28 protein-coding genes and 1 pseudogene are annotated in these 21762 nt (G+C 59.2%); 12 read left to right on the top strand and 17 right to left on the bottom strand.

Going from position 1 to position 21762, the window contains the following annotated elements; genetic code table 11:
* The first annotated feature begins 12 nt into the window (after positions 1 to 12).
* Both chrA and BFP93_RS16895 read left to right on the top strand, forming a co-directional pair.
* Entirely contained in the window at positions 13 to 1218 is a 1206-nt protein-coding gene (chrA, locus tag BFP93_RS16900) for a chromate efflux transporter (protein ID WP_065893939.1), read from the top strand.
* A gap of 10 nt (positions 1219 to 1228) precedes the next feature.
* The gene (locus tag BFP93_RS16895) at positions 1229 to 1534 is read left to right on the top strand and encodes a PadR family transcriptional regulator (protein WP_020192026.1); all 306 of its coding nucleotides are present in this window, start codon (positions 1229 to 1231) and stop codon (positions 1532 to 1534) included.
* 419 nt (positions 1535 to 1953) lie between these two features.
* Here the strand turns inward: BFP93_RS16895 and BFP93_RS29720 are convergent, their stop codons facing one another.
* From BFP93_RS29720 to BFP93_RS16875, 5 genes are all read right to left on the bottom strand, one after another.
* Positions 1954 to 2220 carry an antitoxin Xre/MbcA/ParS toxin-binding domain-containing protein gene (locus BFP93_RS29720; RefSeq protein ID WP_074847880.1) on the bottom strand — a complete coding sequence of 89 codons (267 nt, stop codon included), beginning with the start codon at positions 2218 to 2220 and terminating at the stop codon, positions 1954 to 1956.
* A 134-nt stretch (positions 2221 to 2354) separates the two neighbouring features.
* On the bottom strand, positions 2355 to 2984 hold the full coding sequence (locus tag BFP93_RS16890) for an HAD family hydrolase (protein ID WP_065893938.1): 630 nt from the start codon (positions 2982 to 2984) through the stop codon (positions 2355 to 2357).
* A gap of 81 nt (positions 2985 to 3065) precedes the next feature.
* On the bottom strand, positions 3066 to 3563 hold the full coding sequence (locus BFP93_RS16885; RefSeq protein WP_065893937.1) for a hypothetical protein: 498 nt from the start codon (positions 3561 to 3563) through the stop codon (positions 3066 to 3068).
* A 98-nt stretch (positions 3564 to 3661) separates the two neighbouring features.
* A complete protein-coding gene (locus tag BFP93_RS16880; protein WP_033901845.1) occupies positions 3662 to 3979 on the bottom strand; it encodes a hypothetical protein in 318 nt (105 codons plus the stop codon).
* A gap of 76 nt (positions 3980 to 4055) precedes the next feature.
* Positions 4056 to 4790, bottom strand: a complete 735-nt coding sequence (locus BFP93_RS16875; protein ID WP_032856874.1) for a metallophosphoesterase — start codon at positions 4788 to 4790, stop codon at positions 4056 to 4058.
* Positions 4791 to 4966: 176 nt separating this feature from the next.
* On the opposite strand from BFP93_RS16875, the gene BFP93_RS16870 reads away from it, so the two are divergent.
* Positions 4967 to 5443: a helix-turn-helix domain-containing protein gene (locus BFP93_RS16870; RefSeq protein ID WP_065893936.1), complete on the top strand. Its 477-nt coding sequence runs from the start codon at positions 4967 to 4969 to the stop codon at positions 5441 to 5443.
* Between the two features lie 52 nt (positions 5444 to 5495).
* Here the strand turns inward: BFP93_RS16870 and BFP93_RS29310 are convergent, their stop codons facing one another.
* Positions 5496 to 6692 carry a hypothetical protein gene (locus BFP93_RS29310; RefSeq protein WP_235865615.1) on the bottom strand — a complete coding sequence of 399 codons (1197 nt, stop codon included), beginning with the start codon at positions 6690 to 6692 and terminating at the stop codon, positions 5496 to 5498.
* A 115-nt stretch (positions 6693 to 6807) separates the two neighbouring features.
* On the opposite strand from BFP93_RS29310, the gene BFP93_RS29025 reads away from it, so the two are divergent.
* Positions 6808 to 6936: a transposase domain-containing protein gene (locus BFP93_RS29025; RefSeq protein ID WP_218061235.1), complete on the top strand. Its 129-nt coding sequence runs from the start codon at positions 6808 to 6810 to the stop codon at positions 6934 to 6936.
* A gap of 62 nt (positions 6937 to 6998) precedes the next feature.
* Here the strand turns inward: BFP93_RS29025 and BFP93_RS16860 are convergent.
* Positions 6999 to 7205 (bottom strand): annotated as a pseudogene (locus BFP93_RS16860) (magnesium chelatase domain-containing protein); the annotation flags it as partial.
* Between the two features lie 280 nt (positions 7206 to 7485).
* The gene (locus tag BFP93_RS16855) at positions 7486 to 7749 is read right to left on the bottom strand and encodes an accessory factor UbiK family protein (RefSeq protein ID WP_003195432.1); all 264 of its coding nucleotides are present in this window, start codon (positions 7747 to 7749) and stop codon (positions 7486 to 7488) included.
* A 420-nt stretch (positions 7750 to 8169) separates the two neighbouring features.
* Between BFP93_RS16855 and glnK the strand changes: the two genes are divergently transcribed.
* The 4 genes from glnK to sutA all read left to right on the top strand — a co-directional run bounded on the left by glnK (position 8170) and on the right by sutA (position 10955).
* Complete coding sequence (glnK, locus tag BFP93_RS16850) at positions 8170 to 8508, top strand: P-II family nitrogen regulator (protein WP_002555808.1); 339 nt, start codon at positions 8170 to 8172, stop codon at positions 8506 to 8508.
* A 35-nt stretch (positions 8509 to 8543) separates the two neighbouring features.
* Positions 8544 to 9884 carry an ammonium transporter gene (locus BFP93_RS16845; RefSeq protein ID WP_065886966.1) on the top strand — a complete coding sequence of 447 codons (1341 nt, stop codon included), beginning with the start codon at positions 8544 to 8546 and terminating at the stop codon, positions 9882 to 9884.
* 210 nt (positions 9885 to 10094) lie between these two features.
* Positions 10095 to 10520: a secondary thiamine-phosphate synthase enzyme YjbQ gene (locus tag BFP93_RS16840; protein ID WP_065893934.1), complete on the top strand. Its 426-nt coding sequence runs from the start codon at positions 10095 to 10097 to the stop codon at positions 10518 to 10520.
* Positions 10521 to 10622: 102 nt separating this feature from the next.
* A complete protein-coding gene (sutA, locus tag BFP93_RS16835) occupies positions 10623 to 10955 on the top strand; it encodes a transcriptional regulator SutA (RefSeq protein ID WP_065886968.1) in 333 nt (110 codons plus the stop codon).
* 195 nt (positions 10956 to 11150) lie between these two features.
* On the opposite strand, the gene BFP93_RS16830 is transcribed toward sutA, so the two are convergent.
* The 6 genes from BFP93_RS16830 to BFP93_RS27595 are packed head-to-tail and all read right to left on the bottom strand — an operon-like array spanning position 11151 to position 15733.
* The gene (locus tag BFP93_RS16830) at positions 11151 to 11846 is read right to left on the bottom strand and encodes an HAD family hydrolase (protein ID WP_065893933.1); all 696 of its coding nucleotides are present in this window, start codon (positions 11844 to 11846) and stop codon (positions 11151 to 11153) included.
* Positions 11843 to 12742: a tyrosine recombinase XerC gene (xerC, locus tag BFP93_RS16825; protein WP_065886970.1), complete on the bottom strand. Its 900-nt coding sequence runs from the start codon at positions 12740 to 12742 to the stop codon at positions 11843 to 11845. The genes BFP93_RS16830 and xerC overlap by 4 nt, the downstream gene beginning before the upstream one ends.
* Positions 12743 to 12744: 2 nt before the next feature.
* The gene (locus tag BFP93_RS16820; protein ID WP_065886971.1) at positions 12745 to 13461 is read right to left on the bottom strand and encodes a DUF484 family protein; all 717 of its coding nucleotides are present in this window, start codon (positions 13459 to 13461) and stop codon (positions 12745 to 12747) included.
* A 13-nt stretch (positions 13462 to 13474) separates the two neighbouring features.
* On the bottom strand, positions 13475 to 14305 hold the full coding sequence (gene dapF, locus BFP93_RS16815) for a diaminopimelate epimerase (RefSeq protein ID WP_065893932.1): 831 nt from the start codon (positions 14303 to 14305) through the stop codon (positions 13475 to 13477).
* A 3-nt stretch (positions 14306 to 14308) separates the two neighbouring features.
* The gene (lysA, locus tag BFP93_RS16810) at positions 14309 to 15556 is read right to left on the bottom strand and encodes a diaminopimelate decarboxylase (protein ID WP_065893931.1); all 1248 of its coding nucleotides are present in this window, start codon (positions 15554 to 15556) and stop codon (positions 14309 to 14311) included.
* Positions 15557 to 15565: 9 nt separating this feature from the next.
* The gene (locus tag BFP93_RS27595) at positions 15566 to 15733 is read right to left on the bottom strand and encodes an LPS translocon maturation chaperone LptM (RefSeq protein ID WP_003195417.1); all 168 of its coding nucleotides are present in this window, start codon (positions 15731 to 15733) and stop codon (positions 15566 to 15568) included.
* A 238-nt stretch (positions 15734 to 15971) separates the two neighbouring features.
* Here BFP93_RS27595 and cyaY point away from each other — a divergent pair, with 238 nt between their 5' ends.
* The 3 genes from cyaY (at position 15972) to rnk (ending at position 17070) form a co-directional block, all read left to right on the top strand.
* Positions 15972 to 16304 (top strand): iron donor protein CyaY, encoded by a 333-nt coding sequence (gene cyaY / locus BFP93_RS16805; protein ID WP_065886973.1) that lies wholly within the window; start codon positions 15972 to 15974, stop codon positions 16302 to 16304.
* Between the two features lie 2 nt (positions 16305 to 16306).
* Positions 16307 to 16525, top strand: coding sequence for a DUF1289 domain-containing protein (locus BFP93_RS16800; RefSeq protein ID WP_065893991.1), 219 nt, complete (start codon positions 16307 to 16309; stop codon positions 16523 to 16525).
* Positions 16526 to 16656: 131 nt separating this feature from the next.
* Positions 16657 to 17070 (top strand): nucleoside diphosphate kinase regulator, encoded by a 414-nt coding sequence (gene rnk, locus BFP93_RS16795; protein ID WP_065893930.1) that lies wholly within the window; start codon positions 16657 to 16659, stop codon positions 17068 to 17070.
* Here the strand turns inward: rnk and BFP93_RS16790 are convergent.
* From BFP93_RS16790 to BFP93_RS16780, 3 genes are all read right to left on the bottom strand, one after another.
* Positions 17067 to 19907, bottom strand: a complete 2841-nt coding sequence (locus BFP93_RS16790; RefSeq protein ID WP_065893929.1) for a class I adenylate cyclase — start codon at positions 19905 to 19907, stop codon at positions 17067 to 17069. The two genes, rnk and BFP93_RS16790, sit on opposite strands and share 4 nt — an antisense overlap.
* A 168-nt stretch (positions 19908 to 20075) precedes the next feature.
* Positions 20076 to 20330 (bottom strand): TIGR02647 family protein, encoded by a 255-nt coding sequence (locus BFP93_RS16785; RefSeq protein WP_065886976.1) that lies wholly within the window; start codon positions 20328 to 20330, stop codon positions 20076 to 20078.
* A gap of 95 nt (positions 20331 to 20425) precedes the next feature.
* Positions 20426 to 20710 carry a hypothetical protein gene (locus tag BFP93_RS16780; protein ID WP_065893928.1) on the bottom strand — a complete coding sequence of 95 codons (285 nt, stop codon included), beginning with the start codon at positions 20708 to 20710 and terminating at the stop codon, positions 20426 to 20428.
* 125 nt (positions 20711 to 20835) lie between these two features.
* Between BFP93_RS16780 and BFP93_RS16775 the strand changes: the two genes are divergently transcribed.
* The gene (locus BFP93_RS16775; RefSeq protein ID WP_065893927.1) at positions 20836 to 21495 is read left to right on the top strand and encodes a glutathione S-transferase family protein; all 660 of its coding nucleotides are present in this window, start codon (positions 20836 to 20838) and stop codon (positions 21493 to 21495) included.
* Positions 21496 to 21762 lie beyond the last annotated feature (267 nt).

Genomic DNA, 21762 nt, shown 5'->3' with positions numbered 1-21762 from the left:
CAGGTATTGACCATGACTGAAATCACCAAGACTGACCGTAGCCCTTGGGCTGTTTTTTTGATCTTCCTCCGCTTGGGGTTCACCTCCTTCGGCGGCCCAATCGCACACCTGGGCTATTTCCGCGATGAGTTCGTGGTGCGTCGACAATGGTTGAGCGAGCGCAGCTATGCGGATCTTGTCGCCCTTTGCCAGTTCTTACCGGGGCCAGCCAGTAGCCAGGTCGGGATTGCGCTCGGGTTGTCTCGATCCGGCTACGCCGGGGCACTAGCCGCGTGGATGGGATTCACCTTGCCCTCCGCAATCGCCTTGATCCTCTTCGCACTCGGCATCGCCAGTTATGGTGATGCCATGCCTGCTGGCGTGCTGCACGGTCTGAAGGTGGTGGCCGTGGCGGTGGTCGCCCAGGCTGTCTGGGGCATGGCGCGCAATCTTTGTCCCGATGCGCCGCGTATTTCCATCATGGCAGCGGCGACCTGCTTCGTGCTGCTCGTACCCTCTGCCTGGGGGCAAGTGAGTGTCATCATCCTTGCAGCCATCGTCGGCCTGCTGCTATTCAAACCACAGCAGGGCGAGGCCCATGATCCACTACCGATCAGCGTGCGGCGTCGCGTTGGCTTGTTCTGGCTGGCCCTGTTCTTTGCCCTGCTGCTTGGGCTGCCGTTGCTGACAGCTGTGTTCCCGAGCCAGACACTTGCGATGATGGATGCCTTCTACCGCGCCGGCTCGCTGGTATTCGGTGGCGGGCATGTGGTGCTGCCGCTGTTGCAAGCTGAGGTCGTACCAACAGGCTGGGTCGACAACGAAGCATTCCTCGCGGGCTATGGTGCGGCGCAGGCCGTGCCGGGGCCTCTATTCACCTTTGCAGCATTTCTCGGTGCCTCGATGATCCAAGCACCAACTGGCTGGCTTGGCGGGCTGATTTGCCTGCTGGCGATCTTTGCGCCGTCTTTCCTGCTGGTGGTGGGGGCCTTGCCATTCTGGAAGCACCTGCGCCGTAACCTGCGTACGCAGGCAGCACTGCTGGGCATCAATGCGGCCGTGGTCGGCCTGCTGCTTGCTGCTCTCTACCAGCCGGTATGGACGAGTGCGATTCATGGCCCGCAAGACTTTGGCCTGGCCCTCGTGGCACTGGTGGCGTTGATGTTCTGGAAGCTGCCGCCGTGGCTGGTCGTGCTGGGCAGCGGTGTCCTGGGCGCGCTGTTGAGCATTGCACTGTGAGATACATCGAGTGACCGACAAAGACCTCTACGGCGGGTTGATCCGCCTGCATATCCTGCACCACGCTGCCGAGGCTCCCATCTTCGGGCTGGCCGTCATAGAGGAGCTGAGCCACCACGGTTACAAGCTCAGCGCGGGCACGCTGTATCCGATGCTGCACGGTTTGGAGAAGAAGGGTTATCTGTGCTCGCACCATGAACGCACTGGGCGCCGCGAGCGACGCATGTATGAGATTACCGATGAAGGCCGAGCCGCGCTGGCAGATGCCAAGGTGAAGGTTAGGGAGTTGTTCGGCGAGTTAATCGAAGGACGCTGATGGTCTTAACCGGAGTGCCTGCGACCAGCTACTTGCTTTCATGACCGCACACTGACCGAAAGCAGTGGCCTATTAGCTACGTACGCTTTTGGCCGACTTCTGCCCGTCAAGGCGTACCCGTGCGCCGGTCAAATTCGATGCAAACAACTGGTCAAGTCGAGTGCAACAGGTGGTCAAGTCCATGCAATTACGCATCTGATCTCACAGACGGAGCAGTTCAGGGGGCTTTGCCCTGGCTCGGCTTGCTACATGTGCAAGGCGTTACCATTCGTCAATGGCTTATAGTCTGCCCACCCGATAGTCTGAAAAGCCAGATCGGAAAAATGTGGCAGTGAGGCTCAGCACACAAGACCACGAATCGCACAGTCTCTGGTGCGGCGGCCCTCACTCGATAGAACGCAACGACAGGCTAAATGGGATTAGGCACGTATGCCGTGATCAAGCCGCATAATCTCGTCATGGATAATTGTGAATCCCATAGGTGTGCACAGCACCCTGCAGGGTGTCTGACGGCCTACACCTACTATAGATCTTACTAGCCATCGCTGCGCCTTCTTTCGGCTTCCAAACACTTCCAGCGCGATTGAGAAGACCTGCTCGTAACGCGTCTGAAAACAGCGATGCCTAGCACTCCAGCAGCCGATCGGGGAGCGAACGCATCGCCCGACAATCCTAAGCTCATTCATGCTTCACCCTCTGGTGATACTGGTCTGGTCGCCCCTCGTACTCTGTGCAGGGGGCATCCTGGTAGGGCCACCTCGTGGCGCGGCCCTTTAGCTCAGACGCAACGCCTACCATCGAATTGAGGATCTGCTAGCAGCTACCTATCACTCAGCACTGATTGTGCAAAATGGGAAAGATTGGAAGCCCCGCCTCCATTCCTGCGCAACAGGTAGCCCTTGATACCAACCTGGCCAGGCCCATCCCGATCACACCTTTCTGAGTCGCCAATCATGACGATCCGCCTCTGACCACTGAGCTCATTTTCTGGCCGGACATTAAGCAGATCGCAGGTGTGCTGATAGATGCCGGCTTGCGGTTTCATAACACCAATGCGATAGCTGAAACCATAGGCCCCAAGGTGCGGGAAAATCCTTTCCACTACGGGGCCGTAGGCCATTGCCAGGTTTGAACATACGGCCAGTCTCACCCCTGCAGCTTGCAGTAGCCCAACGGCCTCAACCGCGTCTGGATAAGGCTGAATGCTTGCCAGCTCTTCCTCCAAGCATTGATCAAGAAATGCGAGTTGGGAGGGCGAGATCTTGATACCAAAGGCCAGCGCAGCCTCGCTTAGAGAAAGGCAATGGGTCATGATCGTTCGGATGTCATCAGCGCGAGGCAAGCGGCCTTGGCGTCGCCCCTCTCGAAGCAACTGTCGAAACGGATGTGTCGGCTGCTGTATCTCTACCAGCGTTCCGAAGGCGTCAAAGATTACGGCACTGGTCTTCATCTGAGTTTCCTTCGCTGGTCACCGTCCGCAAGACAGCCAGCCACTCTAACGAGAATCAAGTTCAACAACCAAAAAACCAAGCTACCGAAGAGTAACGCCAAATTTTGAAAATTCATCCACCAGCGTTTTTCGACCCAGCATTTTCGGAAGCTTGAAGACGTTCCTGTACCCATACCACAAAAACATAGGAATAATGACAAGCCCAACTCCAAAGGTTGCCGTTGCAGCAATAATCCCAGCTGGAACCGCTGCTAGCGAAATAACCACACCCTTTACCAAAGCCGACCTTGCAATAATTCGCAGATCATCCAAGTCGCACTCAACTTTCCCACCAGCCTTCTCAAAAGCGACAACAATTATCGATTTCTTTGAGGCATGCTTATAGTACCAAGTTCGCGGAACATCAGTCGCCAAAGCACCATGCTTCACAAGGTACTTCAGCATCACAACCTCTTTGAAATAGAGAGTAGCGCCGTGCTCATCCTCATATCTAACACGTCGATAGAGAGCGTCTAGATCACCGCTCGCTTGAACATCATAGTTCTTAACAGTCAATGTCAGCTTCTTTAACTCGGACATGCTTCTTCCTTTAAACACACATTAACTATTAATGGATTAGATGACGGTGGGGCCTAATGAAGCAGGCTGAGACAGCGGCCTCGACGACGCGGGGGCACTCAAGCGGCGGCAGGCAATCGGCTGACCATGACGTAATGATCGTTGCCTGACACTGTCCGCAATAACGCCATGCCTTCGACCTCCGCTATCACCTCACTAGGGGGTGTGACAATTGTCATCCCATCAACCAGTTGCCCTGAAAGATCGCCATACACATACGCAACGAAACGATCGCCAACTTCAGCTGCATCTACCAGGTACGCGTCCACTAGTGCACCCCAATCATGGGCCTGCGCAATCGCCAACTTAGCTGACACCAGACTGGGCAGTCGTATTCCGCCCTCAGCCGTCCAGTCCTGGGAATTCAGACAACTCATGGATTCTCCATCACGTTCGAATTTGAAACCTACTCACTTACTGAAAAAAGCTAAACGCCGGCAGCCCTGTCAGTCTTCATACACTGACAACTAGGTCTGGCCGAAAGCCAGTTTCTTCATTGGGATAACCACGAGGATTACTCACAAACCGGATGCCGTTAACCACCTCATCCACGGCTTCGTGGGTATGGCCAAAGATCCATAGATCGATCTTAAAATTCATCAGGCCATCCCAATTGTTGCCATAGGCTGCTCGCAAGTGAGGATCGGCTCCTTGGTCACTCACGAACTTCATAAGGGGCGGATGGTGAGTCACAACTACACGCTTACCGTTGAATGGCAGCGACAGCTGAGCCTCTAACCACTCCTTCGTCTCTCGATTTCTCGCGATCAGGTCATCAGGGCGCAAACGCCGATACTGTTCACCGACACGGATGGCGCGAAAGTCATTCAGTGAGTCACGAGCACACCAAGAAGCAGCTACTGGGTCTCCGGTTGCGGCCAGGCTTGTCCAAGCCGTAGCGCAGAGAAACTGCACATCACCGTACTCTAAAACCTGATTTTCCAAGACGTGGACGTGCTCCTCAGCAGCGTCAAGCAGCTTGCTGTGGGTTCGATCTATATTCCCGCTGTAGTGCTCATGATTGCCCATGGCATATACGACAGGCGTGCTGAAGGTCAGGCTGGCCCATCTGGCCCCCCTGGACTTCACGTGGATGTCGCCGGCTAATACGACCACGTCACAGTCCACCACAGGGGGGACGAAATCGGCGAACTCACAATGTAGATCAGACAGTATATGAAGCTTCATCCCAACCTGCTGACGTCGACTTTCTAATAAATTGATCATTCCCTGGCCCGGTCGCCCGGACGCGGCGAGGCTGTCATCTGTAGGCCCACGATAAACGATGGCCGCCATTATTACCAGTTTTCGATATTTATCGACGCGTGGCGCTGTGGCCCTATTCTTCGTTTTGAGCGCTCAGCATGCAGAACGAGATAGCAGCAATAGTCCGAGCTCTGCGCGACCTTAGAGGATCGGCCCAGGAGGAGCTCGCCGAGATCAGTTCCCAAGCCAATCTGTCGCGATTGGAGCAAGGGAAAACGCAGGTCTCTTTGGTCAAGCTGAGCAAGATCGCGCGCACCCTAGATTTCGACCTCGTGGCTCTCGTCGCGCTGTGTCAGGCCCTCCAGGATGGGTCATCACCTATCGATGTCATGGCGAAGGCTTCGCAGGATTTGGAGGGCTTCATAGCCCTGGGAGGCTTGCAGGGCCTGAAGAAGCACTGGGACGCAGGTGAAGGGCTGGTAAAGCGCACGCGAGGCAAACCCAGCAGCCCAGATCGAATCCGAGCTGTGCTAGAGCTCAAGGCCAGCGGCATGTCGAAGGCGGAGGTGAGCCGGGCGCTGGATTTACCTGAAGCGACTGTCAGGCGTTACTGGCTCAAAGAACTGCCTGGTTAGAAAGGGAGTCGTGGGGCACGAGCAAAGAAGCTCTCCACTTGTCCGATTCGATTTAGCGCGGCGGCAGATCCGTGAAGCGCAGCCTGGGATAGATCCGCCTTTCCTCAGCGCATTTGGAAATCTGGAAGAACGCTGACAGCAGTGCATCTTCCGAAGGGCAGTGGCGGGTCATGACCTCGAACTCATTGTAATCGAAGGCTAGGACGCGGACACCGACCTCATCCATGAACTTCAAAATCATGGTGCTGTATTCATCGTAGTTGTCGATAAAAAACTCTCTGACCACGACAACTCCCACTAGGGGGCGTGCAGCAAGATCAATGTCCAAGGGCGTGCCGCCCACAAGCGCCAAGGCTGGATTGCCTTCTCGCTTGATCGTTGAAATAGCGCCACGTAGTTGCTGAAGACCGTTCTTCAACTGACTTGTAGCCTTCTTTCGCTTTCTCTCAAGCGTTGTGTTCAACGTCGCTGGGGTATTGGGACTGTCCTTCGCCTGCAGCAGTAAAGTCACTTCATCGCCCATTACCACTACGTCAGCCAGCTCCTCGCCATCGGAGACCTTCAAGGGGCCATGGATGATCCGCTCGGAGGTATATGCCCGCTGGAGCAGATAGATGATATCCAGTTCCTGAAACGTACCCGGCTCAGTGCGCTCCAACTGTGTATTGGAAAAGCCTTTGGAGCCTCGAAAGTCCTGGCGGGTAAGGTCGGTGATCAAATAGTCCGAAGGGAACAGATCCTCTTGTAGGAACACCGTTATGGCACGAGCGTCGTCCGCATAGGTCGTGAGGCTGAACCATCTGTCCGCCTGCTCATACATCTTGGGCCAGTGATCTGCTCCAATGGGGCTGAGTGTACCGAGCTCCTTGCGGAGCTGACCAAGCTTCGCCTGGGCCTTACAACTGAACAGCTCACGGTTGTGCTCGTCGAAAAAGCACACACTGAACTCGTCAGGGAAGCTCTGCAGTGCCTCGGTGAGAGGGTCACCAGGGATGAGTGGGGTTTTGATCAATAGCGGGCTTTGTGGGTCATCAAAGCAGGCTGTGAGAAGCGTAAGCCCCGTCGTTTCGTCTGCCTTGTATGGCGCGAGGTAAAGCTTCAGTTCACGCCTTTGCTGAGCCGCCAGGATCAGCTCTTTCCCTGCCTTGATTACCAGCACGGAGCCCTCAGGGCCTTCAACGATCCATAATCCACGGGCTAATACAGCGATTTGCTGAAGCGATTGTGGCTTCATGATCGTGAGGTACATGTGAACTCCTTGGTGCCTGATTGCGTCCTGCATAACCTGAAGCCTACGCTGGAGGTCGTCCGAGAGATAGCAGCTCACTGGTATATCAAGATCGAAGTAGCCACTTGGAGCAGGCGTGCCCGGCTATGCCTACCTGAAGGATGTGTTGACGCGCCTGCCTACGCAGCGAGCTAGTGAGATTGGCTATCTCAATATTACAGAAATCAGCGTGGACGTCGCCGCAGCCATTGACGTCCATACCTAAGATGCTACGGCCCCTGAGTGCGGGCTCAAAACCGTGTCCATACCCCTCATTGATGACCTTTAGACGTTGAGCGTGATGCGCCGCGCCGGGTACTGCAGGGCCGAGTTGAGAATGGCGCTGCGCACGCGGTCCTTGCTTTCCTTCACCGCAGCTTCCGGCAAGCCCACCAGCGTCAGTGACGGCAACCCATTGGCCATATGCACTTCAACAGTGACGGCGGGGGCTTCGACGCCGACCTGGGCGCGGCTGTGAACGATGGCGAGGGACATGCTCGATCCTTGAATGGGGGGCCGCTTCCTGCGGATTATTCAAGGGTAGACGAGGTGGGAATAAGGATGGCGGGGAGGTTTTACAGAACGTATCCAGACAACGAAGTGAGGGAGGGGGCAAGCCCTGATGCCAAGGCTTTTTGTAGGAGCGAGCTTGCTCGCGAAAAACGTCAACGATAACGCGTGCTTCCTGAATGAACGCGGTGCCTATGAGTTCTTCGCGAGCAAGCTCGCTCCTACAGGGGGCGGCATCAGGGCTTGCCTCCCACACTCATCGGGTTTATTCGGCCGATGGGGGCGTCAGCCGCGCTTCCAGTTCCGCTACCTTCGCTTCCAGGCTCTCAAGCCGTGCACGCGTGCGGGCCAACACCACCATCTGGCTGTCGAATTCTTCACGGCTAACCAGATCGAGCTTGCTGAAGCCACTTTGCAGCAGGGCCTTGAACTGGCTTTCGATTTCGTTGCGGGGCAGCGGGGTGTCGCCGCTGAACAGGCGAGAGGCGTGGCCGCTCAGGGCGTCGAGGAAGTCTTTGGGCGCGAGCATGGGAAATATTCCGGAAAACAGTTGGCCGGCAGTGTATCACGCAGCGTCTATAGTCTTTTCATGGCCCGGCACGCACGCTTTTCGCGCATAGGGATGGGCGGTCGCGCACTGTTTTGATGCGCATCGCCGTCGCCGGAGCGCCCCGCAGGTGGGCATAAGTGGGCAACGGACTGATTTCAGTGATTTTTACGGAGCTGGCAAGGTTTCTGCTTAGACGATCATGACCCATGCACTGATGCAGTCGCTGTGACGAATGCAGTGCGCCGACGGATCAGGGGTACAGGTTTCGTCACCAGTGGTTCGCTGGCGTCGCCACGGTAATACGCAGGCGACGATGCGTTACAAAGCCAGGCACTGCGCTTAGACTTGAGACGGGTTTGTTTTCCTGGGGCAAGTCCACCAATTCGGGAGAGAGTTTTCATGAAGCTAGTCACTGCCATCATCAAGCCGTTCAAGTTGGACGACGTACGCGAGTCACTGTCCGAGATCGGCGTGCAGGGCATTACCGTTACTGAGGTCAAGGGCTTCGGTCGGCAGAAGGGTCATACCGAGCTGTATCGCGGTGCGGAATACGTGGTCGATTTCCTGCCGAAGGTGAAGATTGATGTCGCCATTGACGACAAGGATCTTGACCGGGTTATCGAGGCGATAACCAAGGCCGCCAACACCGGCAAGATCGGTGACGGCAAGATCTTCGTGGTCAATCTGGAACAGGCTATCCGCATTCGTACCGGCGAAACCGATACCGACGCAATCTAAGCCGCCAAACCCCAACGCCCCAGGAGAAAAACACTATGACTCTGCGTAAATTCGCAGGGCTCGGAGCCCTGTTGTCCATCGTAATGCCAAGCCTTGCCATGGCGGCGGACGAAGTGGCGGCTCCAGTCCTCAATTCCGGCGATACCGCCTGGATGCTGACCGCCACCGCACTGGTGCTGTTCATGACCATCCCTGGCCTGGCGCTGTTCTACGGCGGTATGGTCCGCTCCAAAAATATCCTGTCGGTGATGATGCAGTGCTTCGCCATCACTGGCCTGATCAGCATCCTGTGGGTTGTCTACGGCTACAGCATTGCGTTCGATACCACCGGTATGGAACAGGGCGTCGTCAACTTCAACTCCTTCTTCGGCGGCATGGGCAAGGCATTCCTGGCGGGCGTCACTCCGGCCAGCATCACCGGGCCTGCGGCGCTGTTCCCGGAAGCGGTGTTCATCACCTTCCAGATGACGTTTGCCATCATCACTCCGGCGCTGATCGTCGGTGCATTCGCCGAGCGCATGAAGTTTTCCGCGATGCTGATCTTCATGGCCATCTGGTTCACCCTGGTCTATGCGCCGATTGCGCACATGGTCTGGAGCGGCAACGGCGGCCTGATGTGGGACTGGGGTGTGCTGGATTTCGCCGGTGGCACCGTGGTGCACATCAACGCCGGTGTGGCTGGCCTGGTGGCGTGCATCGTGCTCGGCAAGCGCAAAGGCTTCCCGACCACCCCGATGGCACCGCACAACCTGGGTTACACCTTGATCGGCGCGGCCATGCTGTGGATCGGCTGGTTCGGCTTCAACGCCGGTTCCGCTGCCGCGGCCAACGGCACGGCCGGTATGGCGATGCTGGTCACCCAGATCGCCACTGCCGCCGCTGCGCTGGGCTGGATGTTCGCCGAGTGGATCACCCACGGTAAGCCAAGCGCACTGGGCATCGCCTCGGGCGTAGTGGCCGGCCTGGTCGCAATCACTCCAGCTGCCGGCACCGTGGGCCCGATGGGCGCTTTGGTCATCGGCCTGGCAGCGGGTGTGGTGTGCTTCTTCTGCGCCACTACGCTCAAACGCAAGCTGGGATACGACGATTCCCTGGACGCCTTCGGCGTGCACGGTATCGGCGGTATCCTCGGCGCGATCCTGACCGGCGTGTTCGCGGCTCCATCGATGGGTGGCTTCAATGCCGCTACCACCGACATCGCTGCACAGGTCTGGATCCAGTGCAAAGGGGTCGGCTTCACCGTGATCTACACGGCGATTGTCACCTACGTCATTCTCAAGGTACTGGACATGGTCATGGGCCTGCGGGTCACTGAAGAGGAAGAGGCGGTCGGCCTCGACCTGGCGCAACACAACGAGCGCGGTTACAACTTGTAATTACGCGAAAAAAAGATGCCCGGCTTGCCGGGCATTTTTTTGCCTGGCGTTTGTCTTTGACTATAAGTTGCATGGGTTTTCCATCGACTTTGTGGTGCGATCCACACGGCACTTTCAAGGGTGCGAATGTCTTACAGGCATGTGGGCGTATTCGGCACTTTGTTTTTTTCCAGAGCGCGCTAGAATGCGCGCCGATGGGCGGAGAACTGTATGTGGCAACAGACCCTGATTACGCTGCGGGCCAAGCCCCGGGGCTTTCACCTGGTGACCGACGAGTTGCTTGCCGGCCTGCCTGAATTGAAGGCCTGCCGCGTGGGTCTGTTGCATCTGTGGCTGCAGCACACCTCGGCCTCGTTGACGGTCAACGAGAATGCCGATCCGGCGGTTCGCCGCGACTTCGAACGTTTTTTCAACCTGCTGGTGCCGCAAGGCGAGGCAGGCTTCGAACACAACGACGAAGGCCCGGATGATCTGCCGGCGCACTTCAAGGCCAGTCTCCTGGGCTGCCAGCTGAGTTTGCCGGTGAAGGCCGGCCGCTTGGCGATGGGGACCTGGCAAGGTGTTTATCTGGGCGAGCACCGTGATCATGGCGGTGCTCGTAAAGTCCTCGCCACCTTGCACGGTGAAGGGGCATAAGCCACTGGTGATCCAGTGGATGTTGATTTTTTTCCGGCGGCCTCGACAGAGGGTAAAGCTGGGCTATAACTAATCTGCTTTTCGCAAGTCATGAGGTAGAACATGAGCGACGATGATCTGGAAAACGACGACCTTGAAGTAGGTGACGAAGAGGACACTGAAGACAGTCTTGAAGTGGCGGCTGATGACGTTGCTGAAGACCTCGAGGACAGTGCTGCCGACGATGCCGCTCCCAAGGCCAAAGGCAAGGCCAAGGCTGCTGTTTCGGTAGACGAGCTGCCCAGCGTTGAGGCCAAGAACAAAGAGCGCGATGCCCTGGCCCGAGCGATGGAAGAATTCCTCGCCAAAGGCGGCAAAGTGGTCGAGGTCGAGCCCAATGTGGTTGCGGATCCACCGAAGAAGCCGGATAACAAGTACGGCAGCCGCCCCATCTGAGGTCAGCTGACTGCTTGTAAGAAGAAGCCCGCCGTCGCTGCGGGTTTTTTCATGCCTGGTGATTTGTTCAAGCCCTTGTGGTGATCCCAATGTGGGAGGGGGCTTGCCCCCGATAGCGGTGTGTCAGCCACCAGATGTATTAGCTGATCCAGCGCAATCGGGGGCAAGCCCCCTCCCACATTTGGATCTCCAGTGTTACTGCCAACTGCGCAGCAACGCCGGCAACTCCGTCAGGCTGCGAATCTCTGCATCAGGGCGCTTATCTGCTTCCCATGCCTTGGCGCTGGGGTTAAACCACACCGCCCGTAACCCCGCCTGCTGCGCGCCGGCGATGTCATCCCCGGGGTGATCGCCCACATGCACCGCCGCACTGGCGTCCACACCGCCGCGCTGCAACGCTTCCTCAAACAACCGCGCATCCGGCTTGGCGATACCGATGTCTTCAGCGCGCAGGGCAAAGTGGAAGTAGTCCGCCAGGCCTACACGTTGTACGTCGGCATTGCCGTTGGTGATCACCCCCAGGAGGAAGTGCTGGCGTAGCGCTTTGAGCATCGGTTCGGCTTCGGGGAAGACCGTGAGCTGGTGCCGCGCATGAATGAACGCCTCAAAACACACATCGGCCATCTCTGTCGCTTCGGGCTGCGGATAGCCGGCCTCTTCGAACGCATGCAGCAATACGCGATGGCGCAGGACGCTGATGCGGTGTTTGAGCTCAGGATGACGTTCCAGCACCTGTTGGCGCAGGCTGGCGAAATGCTCCAGGGGCAGGTCGCCGACCCTGGATGCATTGACCGCCAACCATTCGCGCATTGACGCTTCGGCGCTGATGATGACGGGTACGTTGTCCCAGAGCGTGTCGTCCAGGTCGAAGGTGATCAGCTTGATGCTCATGAGTCGCCGCCCTTGATGCGTTTGGCCCGTGGATGGGCGCTGTCGTACACCGTTGCCAGGTGCTGGAAGTCGAGGTGGGTGTAGATTTGCGTGGTCTTGATATCGGCGTGGCCGAGCAGCTCCTGGACCGCGCGCAGGTCCTGGGATGACTCCAGCATATGGCTGGCAAAAGAGTGCCTGAGCATATGCGGGTGCAGGTTTTGCCCCAGTTCGCGCTCGCCGGCGGCCTTCACGCGCAGCTGAATGGCCCGTGGCCCCAGGCGTCGGCCTTGTTGGCTGATGAATACCGCGTCGTCTTTCGGATTGGCCAGCGCCCGTAACGGCAGCCACAGCTGCAGGGCTTCGCGAGCCTTCCTGCCGACGGGCAGCACGCGCGTCTTGCTGCCTTTACCCAGCACCTGCACCAGCCCATCGGCCAGGTCCAGTTGCTCAAGGTTCAGGCCGGTCAGCTCCGACAGGCGCAGGCCCGAGGAGTAGAACAGTTCGAGGATCGCCTGGTCGCGATGGGCAAGGAAGTCATCCTCGATCGCGCCATCCAGCAGTTGCAGGGCGCGGTCGGTGTCCAGGGTCTTGGGCAGGCGTCGCTCGCCTTTGGGCGGCGACAGGCCGTTGGCCGGGTCGTGGTCGCACAGGCCCTCGCGGTTGAGGTAGTGATAGAGGCCGCGCACCGCTGACAGCAGGCGCGACAGGCTGCGCGAGGACTGGCCTTGCTGGTGCAGCCGTGCGACCAGGCTGCGCAGGCCCTGGATATCCAGGGCTTTCCAGCTGGCAACCTGCTGTTTTTCGCAATAGGCCAGGACCTTGTTCAAGTCCCGCCGGTACGCTTGCAGGGTATGAGGCGACACCTGGCGCTCGTTGCGCAGGTGAGCGCAGTAAGCGTCCAGTTGCCGTTCCATGGCTAGCGCACCGCGCGCAGGGCAGTGGTGAAACGCGGCAGGACGCGGCCCAGCACTTCGGCGATATAGGTCAGGAACAGGGTGCCCACCGAGCTTTTATAGTGCGCCGGATCACGGCTGGCGATGGCCAGTACGCCGTGCAGGCCTTGGTGGCTGAGGGCAACCACGGCGGTAGAGCCGATCTGTTTGCGCTGTTCGGCGCCGAACAGGAAATCCAGTTCATGCTCGCGCAGCGTACCGCTGATGGTCTTGCCTTCCGAAAGCAGGCCGCCGATAGCGGTCTGTGCTTCGCCACCGCTGACCCAGCGACCTACCGGCATTGGGTTATCGCTGAACAGGATGAGGCTGACAAATGGCACCTGGAAGTCCTGGCGCAGGCTGTCTTCCACCGCCATCACTGTTTCTTCCAGGCTGGCGGCGTCCATCAGGGTCAGGATCAGGCGACGGGTCTTTTCGAACAGGCGATCGTTGTCGCGAGCGACGTCCATCAGGTGCGAAAGGCGGTGGCGCATTTCGATATTGCGCTCGCGCAGGATCTTCATCTGCCGCTCCACCAACGACACGGTATCGCCGCGTTGGTGAGGGATGCGCAAGGCCGGGAGCAATTCTTCGTGCTCGACGAAGAAGTCCGGATGAGCCTCAAGGTACGCCGCAACCGCAGCGGCCTCCAGGCTTTCACTCGAGGTGACGGGGGCGGGTACTTGAGGCTTATCGGTCATTGGCTTGGCTCACTCATAGACGGACCTGTCCTTCGTATACACGCGTGGCCGGCCCGGTCATCATCACCGGGTGGCCAGGGCCTGCCCATTCGATGGACAAGCGTCCACCCGGCAGGTCGATCAGCAGCGGCGAATCCATCCACCCCTGGCTGATCGCGGCCACGGCAGCGGCGCAGGCGCCAGTGCCGCAGGCCTGGGTTTCGCCGGCGCCGCGTTCCCACACACGCAATTGCGCGCGGGAACGGTCGATCACCTGCAGGAAGCCCACGTTGACTCGCGCTGTAAAGCGCGGGTGATGTTCGATCTTCGGCCCCAGTTCGTGCACGGGTGCATTGTTGATGTCGTTGACGCGCAGCACCGCATGGGGGTTGCCCATGGACACAGCCGCGATATCGACCGTGTTGCCGTCCACGTCCAGCGCATAACTGAGGGCCTGCTCGGGCGCCTGGAACGGAATGTCCGCCGGCACCAGGCGTGGCGCGCCCATGTTGACGCTGATCTGGCCGTCACTGCGCACATCCAGTTCGATCACGCCGCCCTTGGTTTCGACGCGAATCTGGCGCTTGGCGGTCAAACGCTTGTCCAGCACAAAGCGCGCGAAGCAGCGCGCACCGTTGCCGCATTGTTCCACTTCGGAGCCGTCGGAGTTGAAGATCCGATAACGGAAATCCACCTCCGGGTTGGTCGGCGCTTCCACCAGCAGCAGTTGGTCGAAGCCGATACCGGTATGGCGGTCGCCCCATTGTTTGGCGTGCTTGGGCAGGATGTGTGCGTGCTGGCTGACCAGGTCGAGAACCATGAAGTCATTGCCCAGTCCGTGCATCTTGGTAAAACGCAGCAGCATGGCTTACTCCGGCAGCGGGCTTTCGCCAGCATACAACTCGGCTACCGTCTCGCGGCGACGCACTTCAAACGCTTGATCACCGTCCACCAGCACCTCGGCGGCGCGGCCGCGAGTGTTGTAGTTGGAACTCATGACAAACCCATAGGCACCGGCCGAATGCACGGCCAGCAGGTCGCCTTCCTCCAGGGCCAGCTGACGATCCTTGGCCAGGAAGTCGCCGGTCTCACAGATCGGGCCGACAATGTCGTACGCACGCGCCTGGCTGTGGCGCGGCGCCACTGCCGTGACGTTCATCCAGGCCTGGTACAGCGCCGGGCGGATCAGGTCGTTCATCGCCGCGTCGACGATGGCGAAGTCCTTGTGCTCGGTGTGCTTGAGGTACTCGACCTGGGTCAGCAGTACACCGGCGTTGGCGACGATATAGCGGCCCGGCTCGAACATCAGCGTCAGGTCGCGCCCTTCGATACGCTCGCGCACGGCCTTGATGTAGTCGGCAATCAGCGGCGGCTCTTCATCGCGATAACGCACGCCCACACCGCCACCGAGATCGATGTGATGCAGGTAGATGCCGCAGTCGCCCAGGCGGTCGATCAGCGCCAGCAGGCGGTCGAGTGCATCCAGGAACGGCGGCAGGGTGGTCAGTTGCGAGCCGATATGGCAGTCGACGCCCAGCACGTCCAGGTTCGGCAATTGCGCGGCGCGGATGTACACGTCTTCGGCGTCGGCGATGGCGATGCCGAACTTGTTCTCTTTGAGACCGGTGGAAATGTACGGGTGAGTGCCGGCGTCGACGTCCGGGTTGACGCGCAGGGAGATCGGCGCGCGAACGCCCATCTCGGCGGCCACGACCTGCAGGCGCTCCAGTTCGTCGGTGGACTCGATGTTGAAGCAATGCACGCCCACTTCCAGGGCGCGACGCATGTCTTCGCGGCTCTTGCCGACGCCGGAGAACACGATCTTGTCGGCCTGGCCGCCAGCGGCCAATACCCGTTCCAGCTCGCCACGGGACACAATGTCGAAACCGGCGCCAAGGCGCGCCAGGACATTGAGCACGCCCAGGTTGGAGTTGGCTTTGACCGCGTAGCACACCAGATGCGGCACGCCTTCGAGCGAGTCGGTGAACGAGCGGTATTGCGCTTCGATATGGGCGCGCGAATACACATAGGTCGGGGTACCGAAGCGCTGGGCAATCGCGGACAGCGCCACGCCTTCCGCGAACAGCTCGCCGTCCCGGTAGTTAAAAGCGTCCATGGGGATCCCTTAGTAAGTGTCGTGCTTGTGCGCTTTGGACGGCTTTTGCGACGACTGCGCCTGTTCGTTCGGGTCTTTGCTGTCGTCAGGCAGGTACAGCGGTCCTTTCTGACCACAGGCACTGACAAGGCAAGCAACCGCGACGAGCGCAGCAAGGGAAGAGATCAGGCGCTTCATGGCGAAATCCTTGAATATGCATTAATTGCGCCCGAGTATACCGACCACCCGCCAGCTTGCCTATGCGCTGGAATACCCGTCCGGCGGGGGTTTGCCGAGATAGTCGGGAAGCGGGCTACGTTGGTTGAGGATATTTCATACCGCCATCTATGATGAAATCGGTATCCTTTGCAATCGGCGGGGCGCGTCCGTATCGTGCGGCGCTTGAGCAAAACCAGACACTTTCGAGGTTGCCACAATGAGTTTGACCGAAGCCCGTTTTCACGACCTGGTGGATGCGACCCAGCAGGCGCTGGAAGATATTTTCGACGACAGCGGTTTGGACGTGGACCTGGAAAACTCGGCCGGCGTGCTGACGGTCAAGTTCGAAAACGGCACTCAGTTGATCTTCAGCCGTCAGGAACCGTTGCGGCAGTTGTGGCTGGCGGCACGTTCCGGTGGTTTTCACTTCGACTACAACGAAGAAGACAACAATTGGCAATGCGATAGCAGCGATGAGCTGCTCAGCGAGATGCTGGCGCGTCTGGTTCTGGAACAATCCGGCGCCGAGCTGGATTTCGACGAGATTTGACCGTGAGCCAGTCCGCACCCACGCGCCCGCCCAAGCCGCTGTTCAGCAATGTCAGCCCGGCGGTGCCGTCACCTTGTATCAGTTTATGTCGCCTGGACGAGCAGAAAGTCTGCCTCGGCTGTTTCCGCCATGTGGAAGACATCCGCGAATGGCGCTCCGCCGACGATGAGCGGCGCCGGGTGATCTGTGCCGAGGCCGAGCAGCGCCGAGCCCAGGCCTGAAGTCGTCTTGTTTATTTGTGACGCTGTGGTAGTGTCCGGGTACGCCTCAACTCATCGAGGCCCGTGAGAACCCCGCCTTTTCCTGGCGGGGTTTTGCTTTTTTGTGCAGAAAAAAGGAGTCTGCCTGAATCATGACCACCGCACCGTCCATCATTCTCACCCGTCTTGACGTGCAGCGTCTGGAGCAACTGATCGACCGCCTGGGCGACGAGTTTCCCGGTGTCGAAGCGTTGCAACACGAACTCGACCGCGCCGAAGAAGTGGTTGGCCACGATGAGGTGCCTGCGGGTGTCGTGACCATGAACTCCAGCGTGCATTGCCGTGAGCAAGGCAGCGGCAAGGATTACCACCTGACCCTGGTTTACCCGAAAGACGCGAACGCCGATGAAGGCAAGATCTCGATCCTGGCACCGGTGGGCAGCGCGTTGCTCGGTCTGCAAGTGGGCCAGCATATTGACTGGCCCGCACCGGGCGGCAAGACCCTCAAGCTTGAGTTGCTGAGTGTCGAAGGCCAGCCCAAGGATGGCGGCGCCTTTGCGCTTTAAATCTGCTTCAGCGCCTGATTGAGCGCGAGCTCAAGCTCCGCCTTGTAGCGCAGGTACAGATTGCTCGGGCTTTGCACGTCGCCAAGCAGGCCCGATAGATCCAGATCGGTGATGTAGCAACGGTAACGCTCGGTTTCCCGGCGCTGCCCGACGATTTCCCGGGCGACTACCGCAAACAGCTGGTCGCCAAACTCCAATTCGGAAAATTCCCGCTGATTGCAGTACAGCGTGATACCCACCTGCCCGGGCGCCGCCCTGGCGATAATCGCCTGCACGTCATAGAACGGCTGGTTGGCGCGGTTTTGCGGAGCCGGCCTTGGCTCAACGAGACGAGCGCGGGCATTGCCCGACGGCAGCAGTTGGTAATACGCGATCTGCACTTCGCCCAACGGCTGTTGGGTGTCCAGAGCCGATAGTGCTTCGCGGCGATAGATGATCGAGAGCAGAAAACGCTGCAGCGGTGCCAGCAGGCTTTGCTCATCATGGAACGGCAAACGCTGCTGCCAGAGTGCATTGAACTCGTCGAGCACATACAGTTCGGCAAATTCTTCATGGACCCGGTAGAACACCTGTATGCAACCGGCCGCACCCATGGGCAGCAGCAGCGCCAGGTCGTGATCTTCCAGGGCCATGGCGTCCAGGTGCCAGGGGCTGTAACTGGCCAGCTCTTCGCTGAGGTAGGCGATCAATGCGTCCTGGGTCGGCAGCGGTACATGGGTGGCTTGGCCGGGGATCAACTCCATGACGTGATAGTGCTGCTGCACCTGGAGCAGGTAGCGGTGATTGCCCTGGCCGAGCAGCAGGTTCTGCGCGGTGTCGAATACCTCTTCCACACGCTGGGCAATGAACTGCGCTCGGTTGTGACAGAAGCAACGCACGCGCAACCGTGGCAAATGATCCGACGGCAGTTGGTTGAGGTAGTCGCGCAGGCAGTCGAGCAGCGCATGGGGCCCGTCGTAGCGGCTGACCATCACCTCGTTCCAGCTATTGAGCGTGACCTGGTCCAGGGTCAGTACCAGGTTCTCACGCACGCCGGCATAACTCAGCGAGTCGGTACGCTCGGTGGTCATCAGAATATTCAGGTCGCGGTGATGCTTGAGCGGGTCGACGCCGACGTTGATCAGCAACAGCACTTCTTCGGGCACCGCCGAGCGTAACAGGCGGGTTTCATCGACGCTGGCCATGGGCAGGGCGATAGTCTGCTGCAGGCTGCCCAGCAGGTTGAACAGCTCGAACTCGGTCATGTCGCTGGCGCCCGGGTGCAGCGCCAGGCGCGTACTGCTGTCGATCACCCCGTTGCGATGGCACCAGGTAAGCATTTCCAGCAGGTCGCGGCTGCGCTTGATGGGCGCGAAATGCTCCCATTCCAGTGCGGTGAGGTTGCCGTTATACAGGCCCCAATGGTGCTGCCCCGGCTCCTTGCGGTTGGGTGAGTGCACCAGGGTCAAGGTGTCTTCGGCCAGGTCCGGGGCAATGCCGGGGTTGATGAACTCGACCTTGCCGGCCTTGCGTTCAAAGGCTGCGTACAAGCGCCGGCCCAGTACATTGAGGTCGCGCCGGTTGATCGGGCTGACGGTCTGTTCCGTGCGGGCGAACTGGGTGAGGAAACGATAACTGTAGTTCAGCTCGTTGACCAGGGCGCGGCGCTCGGAGGCGACCTGACGCACTTTCCATTGGCTGCGGCTGTCCAGCAGGGCCAGTTGGCGCTGGTCCCAGTCCCATTCATGGGCCAGGCGTTCCAGCAGCAGTCGTTGCCAACTGGCAATGCGCTGGCCGGCGCTGAGCTTGCGGTTGACCTTCAGGTACAGGCTGCGCCGTACCAGTTCCAGGCGCTCCGGTTCATTGCGGGCCTTGAGGTATTCCTCGATGCGGCGGTAGACCACGATGTAAGGGTCCAGCTCATCCAGGTCCATCTGATTGGCAAACACCGCGCGCTTGAAGCGCAGGCTCAGGCACTGCACGTTGGGGTGCTCGCTGGCATAGACCTCGGTCAGCAGCAGCTTGAGCACCGATTTATAGGGCGATTCGATGCCCTTGAACAATTGCCACAGCCCGGCACCGATGAACTCCCCTGGAGGGATGTGCGCCAGATGGCCGAGATCCAGGGTTTCGTCGGCGCGGATGAAACGTTTGGTGAGCAGCGCGTGGGTGAACTCGGCGTAGCGGCTTTCTTCATACACCGGCACCAGCCACCAGATCGGCGTGCGCCCGGCCAGCCAGATTGCGGTGCGGTAGAACTCATCCAGCAGCAGGTAGTGCTGAGTGGTCCCGCAATCGTCGGAGCTCAGTTGCGTGTCCCGTTCACCCAGCACAAAGCGTGTCGGTTCAATCAGGAAGAAGTGCGCCTCGGCGCCCATGGTCTGGGCCCAGGCTTCCAGCAGTTGGCACTTCTTGCGCAGCTCGACCAGCTCGTTGTCACTCAAGTCGGGCGCGTGGCATACCCACACGTCCATATCGCTTTGATCCGCCTGGGCCAGCGTGCCCAGGCTGCCCATCAGGAACAGGCCGTGAATGGGCGTTGGCGGGTTGCCGCGACGGGCTTTGTAGGAGAACGAGCGGGTCAGGCGCTGGGCTTCGGTCAGGGCCTGGGTGTCGGGTTCGAAATTCGACAGGCCTGCTGGCGTACTGCCTGATACATAGCCGGGCAGCAGCGGATGGTTGACGTGAAAAAACAGTGGCAACAGGGTCAGCACGCTCTGCTGGCGCGGCGTCAGCCCTTCGATCGCCCGGGCCATACGCCCTTCGTTGAGGGCCATGAAACGCGCGCGCAATTGGGCCAGCACCTTGCGGTCGATGCCTTCGTCCAGGTCGGGGCGGATTTCATGGGTGCGGGTCATGTCGAACTCGGTGGCTCGCAGGGCCCGACGTGGGCGGCCGTGTAGGAGTTTACAGACAGTCGCGTAGGAGTTTTAGAGGAAATGGACGTTGGCTGCAGAATTTTGTGAGCTGCGCAGCAACGCCCGTGGAATCCGCAGAGGGCGGACTCCATGGGCGGGGATCAGGGGTCAGGCGGCTTCTTTGGTGGAGGCGGTGGTCAAGATAGTCAGCAAGGTCTGGGCTTGCTCGGCGGCGTCCCGGCCAAGGCTGGTCAGGTAGCCTCCGTCCGGTTGGTCGATAAGCCCTTTGGCATGGAGGCGCCTGGCAGCGGCAACGGCAGTGGGAGCGGCGGTCTGATGGACTTTCAGACCCTCCTTGGTGCTGTCCAGGGGGAAGAGTACAAGGATTTCCAGTTCGGCAACCAACTCAGGGGTATACGACATAAGGACTCCAGACTTTCTAAAATTTATTAGAGGCTAGCAGGCCATAAGGTGAACGCACTTTGCCGAACTGTCCAGCGTGTTGCAGCGCGGCCGGATTATTCCTTTTCAGGCGGCAGCTCGGGCAGTGCCCGCAGCGCGGTTTCATACCATTGGGTATCAAAGGCGCGGTCCTCTTCCAGCATCGCGTCGATCTCGAAAGCCAGCACGTGGGCCATGAGATTCAGGATCTCTTCTCGCTCATAACCGACCAGCGTCAGCTTGTTGAACGTGGCCTTGGCCGCCGGCGGGTTGTCGCTTTCGATCTGGTTCTCGATGGCCTGGATCAGCGTGCTTTCGGTGAATTCTTCTTCGTCATTGTCGATATCGGTCGGCTCGCTCATGGCAGGCTCCTCAAGGAAAGGGCGCCAGTCTAACGCCATTCAGGCCGCTGATGCTGCTGGCCAGTCCCAGCCTTAGCGTCTATAACGCTTGCAGCCAACCCCGCACCCGGCCTGGAGGCTTTGCGATGCTCAAGCTTTATGGATTTTCGGTCAGTAACTACTACAACATGGTCAAGCTGGCGCTGCTGGAGAAAGGGCTGCCTTTCGAGGAGGTGCCTTTTTACGCAGGACAAACGCCTGAAGCCCTGGCGGTGAGCCCGCGAGGCAAAGTGCCCGTGCTGGGTGTCGAGCAAGGCTTCATCAACGAAACCAGCGTGATCCTCGAATACCTTGAGCAGACACAGGAAGGGCCTGCGCTGCTGCCAGCCGACCCGTTCCAGCGTGCCCAGGTGCTGGCGTTGTGCCGGGAAATCGAGCTGTATATCGAATTGCCGGCACGGGCGTGCTTCGCCGAAGCCTTTTTTGGCATGACGGTGCCGGAGGCGATCAAGGAAAAATCCCGCGCTGAATTGTTGCTGGGGGTCGGTACGTTAGGCCGGCACGGTAAATTCGCGCCCTATGTGGCGGGAGAGCACTTCACGATTGCCGATCTGTATTTCATGTACAGCTTGAATCTGGCCTGTGGGGTAGGCGAAAAGCTGTTCGGACTGGACCTGCTGGCGCAGTTGCCGCAAGCGAAGGCGTTGCTGGGGCGATTGAACGAGATGCCCAATGCGCAAAAGGTCGAGGCGGACAGGCTGGCGGCGATGCCGGGATTTCTGGCGATGATTGCAGCAAGGAAATAATCAGATGTGGGAGGACACTTCCCCCCGATAGCATACGTATCTACACACCACCGTAGCACCCAACCGTAACCACGATGCGAAGCGAGCCGCTCTTGATCTGGCCGTGGCTTTTGATCTTGATCTGCTTTTGATCCTGGGCGCCCCGTTAAACCACGCTGGCCGAACGCAGGCTGGAATCCGTGGGTAACCCGGCAGGACGCCGGGTTAGCCGCACTGGGCCATGGATGGCCCATTGCGGCGGCCCACGGATTCAAGCCGGAGAGAGGG

Origin of the sequence: Pseudomonas sp. 44 R 15 (genome assembly GCF_900004965.1) — a bacterium.
GTDB lineage: Bacteria > Pseudomonadota > Gammaproteobacteria > Pseudomonadales > Pseudomonadaceae > Aquipseudomonas > Aquipseudomonas orientalis_A.
This window is presented reverse-complemented; position numbering and strand designations above follow the sequence as displayed.